5 protein-coding genes are annotated in these 7,184 nt (G+C 71.6%); 2 read left to right on the top strand and 3 right to left on the bottom strand.

Annotation, left to right across the window (positions count from 1 at the left end; all coding sequences use genetic code 11):
• Nucleotides 1-297 precede the first annotated feature (297 nt).
• Nucleotides 298-900, top strand: a complete 603-nt coding sequence (locus tag RH861_RS05665; protein ID WP_310520158.1) for a hypothetical protein — start codon at nucleotides 298-300, stop codon at nucleotides 898-900.
• Nucleotide 901: 1 nt separating this feature from the next.
• Here the strand turns inward: RH861_RS05665 and RH861_RS05660 are convergent, their stop codons facing one another.
• From RH861_RS05660 to RH861_RS05650, 3 genes are all read right to left on the bottom strand, one after another.
• The gene (locus tag RH861_RS05660) at nucleotides 902-3,172 is read right to left on the bottom strand and encodes a N,N-dimethylformamidase beta subunit family domain-containing protein (RefSeq protein ID WP_310520157.1); all 2,271 of its coding nucleotides are present in this window, start codon (nucleotides 3,170-3,172) and stop codon (nucleotides 902-904) included.
• Nucleotides 3,173-3,283: 111 nt separating this feature from the next.
• Nucleotides 3,284-3,916: a GNAT family N-acetyltransferase gene (locus RH861_RS05655; protein ID WP_310520156.1), complete on the bottom strand. Its 633-nt coding sequence runs from the start codon at nucleotides 3,914-3,916 to the stop codon at nucleotides 3,284-3,286.
• Nucleotides 3,913-5,736, bottom strand: a complete 1,824-nt coding sequence (locus RH861_RS05650; RefSeq protein ID WP_310520155.1) for a helicase HerA-like domain-containing protein — start codon at nucleotides 5,734-5,736, stop codon at nucleotides 3,913-3,915. The genes RH861_RS05655 and RH861_RS05650 overlap by 4 nt, the downstream gene beginning before the upstream one ends.
• Nucleotides 5,737-5,858: 122 nt before the next feature.
• Between RH861_RS05650 and RH861_RS05645 the strand changes: the two genes are divergently transcribed.
• The gene (locus RH861_RS05645; RefSeq protein WP_310520154.1) at nucleotides 5,859-7,139 is read left to right on the top strand and encodes a cyanophycinase; all 1,281 of its coding nucleotides are present in this window, start codon (nucleotides 5,859-5,861) and stop codon (nucleotides 7,137-7,139) included.
• Nucleotides 7,140-7,184: the final 45 nt, after the last annotated feature.

The raw sequence follows: 7,184 nt of genomic DNA, 5'->3' as shown, positions 1-7,184 counted from the left end.
CCATCCTCCGCTGACGAAATGAGCGCCGTGCCCGAAGGGTGCGGCGCTCGTTTCGTCGATGGACGCTGCGATTCGAGGAGGAGGGAGGGCGGAGCCCGACCGACGGGGTCCCCCATCCTCCGCTGACGAAATGAGCGCCGTGCCCGAAGGGTGCGGCGCTCGTTTCGCCTTCACGAGGCCGTGCGAAACGGCTCCCGGGACCCGATCGGAGGGCGCTCTCCGAGACCGGTCCCCCTTAATGCCGATAGCGGCGCATGAGGGAACGTCGGATCATTGAGGACGATGACAACGGCACCGGTGAGCACGACGCGTGGGGACGCGGGGGACTCGTCCGCCGGTGCCGCCACGGCCGCGGACCGGGGCCTCGGGGTGCTCATCCTGAGACCCCGGCCCACGCTCGCCCGCAGCATCGGACTGCCCGTCCTCGCCATGGCCGTGCCGCTGTTCGTGACGGTCGTGTGGGTGCTGGGTCCGCTCGGCCCCGCCGCCCTCGCCGCCGCGATCGCCGGCGTGCTCGTGTTCGCCGGGCTGGCCGCGCTCACGTGGCACCGGTACCGGCGCACGCGCATCCAGGTGAGCCGGATCGGACTGGTCGAGTGCGGCTTCTTCGGCCGACTCCAGCGCGTCGCACGCGACGAGGTCGCCGGCGTGCTGCGGCTCGACACCTACCGCGGCGACACGCTCGAGACCGTGCACCAGCTCTTCGTGGTCGATCGCCGGGGACGGTGCCTGGTCCGCATGCGCGGCACGTTCTGGGACGACGACGCCATGGACGCCGTCGCCCCCGCGCTGGGCGTGGAGCAGGCGCTGCGCAACGAACCCGTCACCCTCGCCGAGCTGCGGGCCTCCGACCCGGGCCTCCTGTACTGGTTCGAGGGGCTCGGGCTGCACCGCCCCTGACTCACGGAGCCGGCGGCGTCTCCTCGGTGACCGCGCCCTCGCGCTTCAGCTCCTCGGTCGGGGCGGGCGTCGTCGTCTCGGGCACCGCGTCGGCCGGCGGCGACTCGAGCTGCTTGGCGTTCGGGGCGAGCGCACGATCGAACACGTTCTTCAGCAGCTGCGACATCCGCGAATCGGAACCGAGCCCGAGCACGAACGTGAGCGAGCCGGCGCTGAACACGAACCCGCCGTTCGGCCGCTCCATGAACACCATGTGCGACTTGCGCGAGTGCTGGCCCTCGGCGATGGTCTCCGCCGCGGTCGCGTCGCCGCCCAGCCCGAGGCGGGCGTCGACCTCCCACCCGCTCGCCGGTCCGTTGAGGCCGCTCGTGCCGAACGTGTCGCCGACCTTGAGGCCGGTGCCCGCCCAGAGCGGGTGATCGCGGGTGACCTTGAACGGCGCGTAGCTGCCCCAGAGGTTGCCGTCGTAGGCGACGCCGAAGATCTGCGACTCCGGGAGGCCGATGCGGCGGTACTCGTCGCGCGCGCCGTCGGCCCGGCGGAACGTGACGGTCTTCGCCGCGGAGTCGTACGTGACCCGCTCGTAGATGCCGTTGCCGCCGAGGTACAGCAGCCGACCGCCCGTTCCGAGCCAGGCGATGAGGTTGGACCGCATCGTCTCGGTCCAGTACTCGGGGTGCGTGGTCAGGACGAGCGCCTGGTAGCCGTTCAGCCAATCGGCGGACTCGTGCAGGTCCTGGTCCTCGTACATGTCGTACGAGATGCCGCGCTGCGTCATCCACCGCAGCAGCGTGACGTCGCTGTACCACAGGTGGTCCCGGATCCCCGGCGGGGTGAAGGGGACCTTCGCGTGCGGCGTGAGCATGGACATCGTCCGCCGACTCGACCCGTTTCCGACGGTGTACTGGTTGTGGCCGCCCCAGTGGTTGTAGGACCGATAGGTCAGCGTGGGCAGCAGGACCGCGATCGGTGCCGTCGGCTGCGTCGGGCGCACCGTGAACGGGATGTCGCGCGTGAGCCCCTCTGCGGCCTGCAGTCGCACGGAGTAGAGCCCCGACGGCCAGTCCGCCGGCACGTCGAAGGTGAGCGAGACGGGCCAGTCGCAGCCGGCGGTGCGGTAGTTCGAGGGCAGGATGCGGATGCCGCCGTCCAGCGTCACCGGCTGCCGGACGGTCTCCGGAGAGGCGCCCGCCGGAGCGACCCGGACGACCGAGGCCTGATACGTGGCGAAGCTCGTCGACACGGCCACCGAGGCCGTGCCGCCCTGCCGGACGTCGAGCGTGGTCGCGTAGCCCTGCAGCGCCGCCGTGGCCTCGACCGTGAAGCCGCTGCCGATCTGCTTGCCGCTGCCGGCGTACCAGGCGCCGCCCTGCGTTCCGGCGTTGGTCCACGTCGTGAGCCGGTACGCGAGCAGCTTGTCGTCGAGGTTCGGCACCTCGTCCTTGTCGAGCTGGACGCGGTAGAGCGCACCGGATCCCGCGCAGATCGCGGTCTTCTGCGTCGTCTCGGCCCAGCCGTTGCCGATCGCCTTGCCGCTGCCCGTGGCCCACTTGGTGCCGTCGTAGCGGTACCACTTGAGCGTTCCCGCCATCGCGTAGATCACGCCGCCGGAGTCGCCGACGAGGTCGCTCATCGCCTGCCATCCGTTGCCCACCTTGCCGCGACTCGTCCAGGCGCCGCTGCCGGTCGTGCCGTCGGTGCGGTTGTAGCGGAAGTAGTGCAGGTCGCCGTTGCCCGCGACGCCCCAGATGACGCCGTCGTAGCCGCCGAAGAGCCGGGAGAACGAGCTGAACCCGTAGCCGATGCGCGACCCGCTGTTCGCCGCCCACGACCCGGCGCCGGTGTTCCAGTCGCTGACCACGTACCGGTACCAGATCAGGTCGCCGTTGGGTCGAAGCCCGAAGAGGGTGCCGTTCGAGCCGGCGAGGACCGTCACGAAGCTCGACCAGCCCGTGCCGATCTGGCGCGCGATGCCCGAGTTCGCCCACGACGAGCTGACCGTCGCCCAGCCGGCGTGCCGGTACCAGAGCAGCCGGCCGTCGGCCTGGATCGCGTAGATGACGCCGTTGCCGCCGCCGATCAGGCGGATGAACTTCTGTCGGGGATCGATGCCGTCGATGGCCGCAGCCGATGATGCCCCGATTCCGAGGGTCGTACCGCCGATCATGGGGGCGGCGACGCCGATGGCCGCGCCGGCCTGCAGTACGGTGCGCCGGGAGAGGGCGGGTCCGCCGTCGACCTCGGGTGCGGTCGCGGTCTCGTTCGGGTTCATGAGGCCTCCTCGTCGTTCGGGTACGACGTGAGGGCCACTCTGCCACCGGCGCCTCTGCGGCGAGAGCCCCGGTTCGGGGGACGTTTCCGCCGTCTCGCCGGGCGTTCTCGCTCAGCGCGCGGCGATGCCGAGCAGCGGTGCGTCGGGTCGGCTCGATGGCAGCTCGTGGAAGCCCAGTCGCTCGTAGAACGCCCGGGCGCCCGCGTTGGCCGGGTCCAGCCCGAGGTGCAGCGCGGGGACGCTCCGCTCGGCGAGCGCGGCACGGAACGTGTCGATCAGGCGTCGTCCGAGCCCCAGGCCCTGCAGGTGCGGCAGCAGGTCGATGTGCAGGTGGGCGGGGTACCGCGCGAGTTCGGCGATCCGCATCCGTTCGGGGTCGCCGCCGTCGGCGATGAGCTGCGCCTCGCCGTACTCGGGTCGGTGCGCGGTGGGCGGCCCGGGCGATGGATGCCGCTCCCGGAAGCCCGGCGCCCACGCTCGCGCGTACCAGTCGATGAAGGCGGCGGTGTCGGCGACGCCGAGCACGTACCCGCCGACCCGCCCCGCGTCGTCGACCGCGACGAAGGCGAGGTCGGGGGCGAAGGCGACGTACGGCAGCGCGTAGACCTCGGGCATGAGCGCGTCGTCGGAGTAGACGCCGGTCGCGTCGCCGCCGGCCACCGCCGTCCTGAGGCAGATCTCGGCGACGGCATCCCGGTCGTCGGGGCGGTATGGACGGATGCCGGGCACGAGCGGTCCGCTCACCGCCGCTTGGCCATGCCGAAGATGCCGGTGAGCACCTGCGTGATGACCTTCTGCGTCGACTTCGACCCGAGCACCTGCTCGAGCGTGGAGCGCTGCGGCGAGCGCGATCGCGACGTGCCGGAGGTCTTCTTGAGCAGCCGGTCGTACTCGGCCTGCGCCCTCTTCTGCGCCTTCTCCTCCTCGGCGCGGATCTTGGCCTGCATCTTCTCGTACTCGGCGGCGGCTTCGGCCTGCGCCTCGGCCGCCTCCTCGGCGTCGGCGGCGGCCGCGGCATCCGCCATGCGCTTGGTGAGGAGCTCGTGCGCCGACTCGCGGTCGATCGCGGTGCCGTACCGGGCCATGAGCGGGGATGCCGCGACGGCGCGCTCGACCGCGTCGTGCGGACTCGGCGACATCGAGGCCTGCGGTGCCCGGAGGCGGGTCCAGGCCACCGGGCTCGGCGCGCCCTTCTCGTTCATGACGGTGACGATCGCCTCGCCGGTGCCGAGGATGGTCAGCGTCTCCTCGAGGTCGTACCCGGACTTGGGATACGTCGACACGGTCGCTCGGAGCGCCTTGGCGTCGTCGGGCGTGAAGGCGCGCAGCTGGTGCTGCACGCGCGAGCCGAGCTGGGCGAGCACGTCGGCGGGCACGTCCTTGGGGGTCTGGGTCACGAAGAAGACGCCCACGCCCTTGGAGCGGATGAGCCGGACGGTCTGGACGACCTGGGCGAGGAACTCCTTCGACGCGTCGCGGAACAGCAGGTGCGCCTCGTCGAAGAAGAACACGAGCTTGGGCTTATCGAGGTCGCCGACCTCGGGCAGGGCCTGGAAGAGGTCGGCGAGCAGCCACATGAGGAACGTCGAGTAGAGGGCAGGCTTGTCGGCGACGCCCGGCACCTCGAGCATGCTGATGACGCCGCGTCCGTCGGGTGCCGTGCGGAGGAACTCGGCCGTGTCGATCTCGGGCTCGCCGAAGAACACGTCGGCGCCCTGGTCGGCGAACGCGATGAGCTCGCGCAGGATCACGCCCACCGTCGCCTTCGACAGGCCGCCGAGTCCCTCGAGCTCGGCCTTGCCGTCGTCGCTCACGAGGTAGGCGAGCACGGCGCGCAGGTCGTCGAGGTCGAGGAGCGCGAGTCCGTTCTTGTTGGCGTAGTGGAAGACCAGTCCGAGGCTGGACTCCTGGGTGGCGTTCAGGCCGAGCACCTTGCTCAGCAGGAGCGGTCCGAATCCCGAGATGGTGGCGCGGATCGGCACGCCCGTGCCGACGCCGCCGAGCGAGAAGAACTCGGTCGGGAAGCCGGCGGCGGTCCAGTCCTGCCCGATGCCGGCGGTGCGCTTCAGCAGCTTCTCGTTGCCCTCGCCGGGAGTCGCGACGCCGGAGAGGTCGCCCTTGATGTCGGCGGCGAAGACGGCGACGCCGTTCGCGGAGAGCTGCTCGGCGAGCACCTGCAGGGTGCGGGTCTTGCCGGTTCCGGTCGCACCGGCGACGAGCCCGTGACGGTTCGTCATCGCCAGCGGGATGCGCACCGGCACGTCGGGCCGGGCTTCCCCGTTGACGAGCGCGCCCATCTCGAGTGCGGGACCCTCGAAGGCGTAGCCGGAGCGGATGGCCTCGACGGCGGCGTCGTCGAGCGGGCCGGCCCCGGAGGCGGCCGGGTCTCCGGGTGCGTCCGGCGCCGGCGCCGGTGCCTGCTGCGCTTCGAGGGCGGCCTTCGCGAGCGCGGCCGCCTCCTCCGCCCTGCGTATGGCCTCGGCAGCCTGTCGCTGCAGTTCCTCGGCCGCGCGGGCCGCTTCTTCCGCTGCCTGCTGCGCCTGCTGGACCGCGTCATCCGCCATGTCCGGATCCTAGCCCGACCGGGTGAAACGCGACCGGAACGCGAATGTTACGTGCATTACATCTAGCGCGGATGTAATGCAGGTTGTAACGTGACGGGCACTCAATGACGAGAGGAGTGCGAATGCGCACACCACGGGCCGCGGCGACCATCGCCGTCGCGAGCACCATCCTGATCTCCCTCCTGGGCGCCGGCGCCCCCGCGCACGCGGCGGGAAGCTCCGGCAACCTCATCCTCATCGGCGGCGCGCTGAACGAGAACGCGCAGATCCTCCAGCGGATCGTCGCCGATGCCGACCCCGACGGCAGCGGCCCCGCACGGGCGCGGATCGCGATCGTCACCGCCGCCTCCGCCCCCGCCGCGAACGCCACCGAGGCGGCCGACCCGAACGCCAGCAACGCCGCCGCGAACGGGCTCTACTACGCCGACCTCTTCCAGCGGTTCGGCGCCGACACGTACCGCGTGCCGATCGACGTCGCCACGAACTACAGCGGCGACCCCTACGTGCCGTCGAACGCGTTCAGCACCGCCGTCGCCGACCAGGTCCGCGCCTCCACGGGCGTGTTCCTCTCCGGCGGCGACCAGTCCCGCTACGTCGCCACGCTCATGCAGTGCGCGCCCGCGAGCGGGAACGCCTACACCAGCTGCACCGATACGCCGGTCCTCGGCGCCATCCGGTCGGTGCTGAACGGCGGCGGCGTGATCGCCGGCTCGAGCGCCGGACTCACCATCCAGAACGGCGCCGCCATGGTCACCGGCGGCGAGTCGTACGAGGCATGGCGGTACGGCGCGTACGCCGGCACGGGCGTCGGCTCGAAGGACCTCACCTACTCCCCCTTCGGCGGCTTCGGGTTCTTCACCGAGGGACTGCTCGACAGCCACTTCGGCACGTGGGGCCGCCAGGCGCGCATGATCGCGCTCGCCGACCACGTGGGCCGAGACCTCGTCGTCGGCGTCGACGAGACCACCGCGCTCGTCTACGACCGGGCCACGCGCCAGGGCACGGTGATCGGCGCGAACGGCGTCTCGGTGCTCGACCTCTACGGCGCCGACATCGTGGGCACTCGCGCCGAGGGCGTGCGCTGGCACTACCTCGTCAACGGCGACCGCATCGACTTCGGGACCCTCGCCGTCACCGCCGGCGCGACGAAGCGCACGGGTGCCGGCACGGGCTCTGGGCCGGCCGTGAAGCGCGACATCTGGGACTCGCCGTCCGGTTCCGGGGGCACCTCGTCGATGGTGAACCAGGCCAAGGCGCTCGTGAAGAGCTCGGCGTCGGTCGCGGAGGGCACGACCTGGGAGCGCCGGCCCACCTACCGCACCTACCTCGACCGCGTGAGCGGCACCCGCTGGTGGTCGACCGGCGGGTTCGAGGGACTGGAGGTGTCCTTCCTCCCCGAGTAGGCCGCACCGAACCCCGCAGACCCGCATCCCGATCGAGAGGAACCC

It is taken from the genome of Agromyces indicus (assembly GCF_031432295.1).
Lineage (GTDB): Bacteria > Actinomycetota > Actinomycetes > Actinomycetales > Microbacteriaceae > Agromyces > Agromyces indicus.
This window is presented reverse-complemented; position numbering and strand designations above follow the sequence as displayed.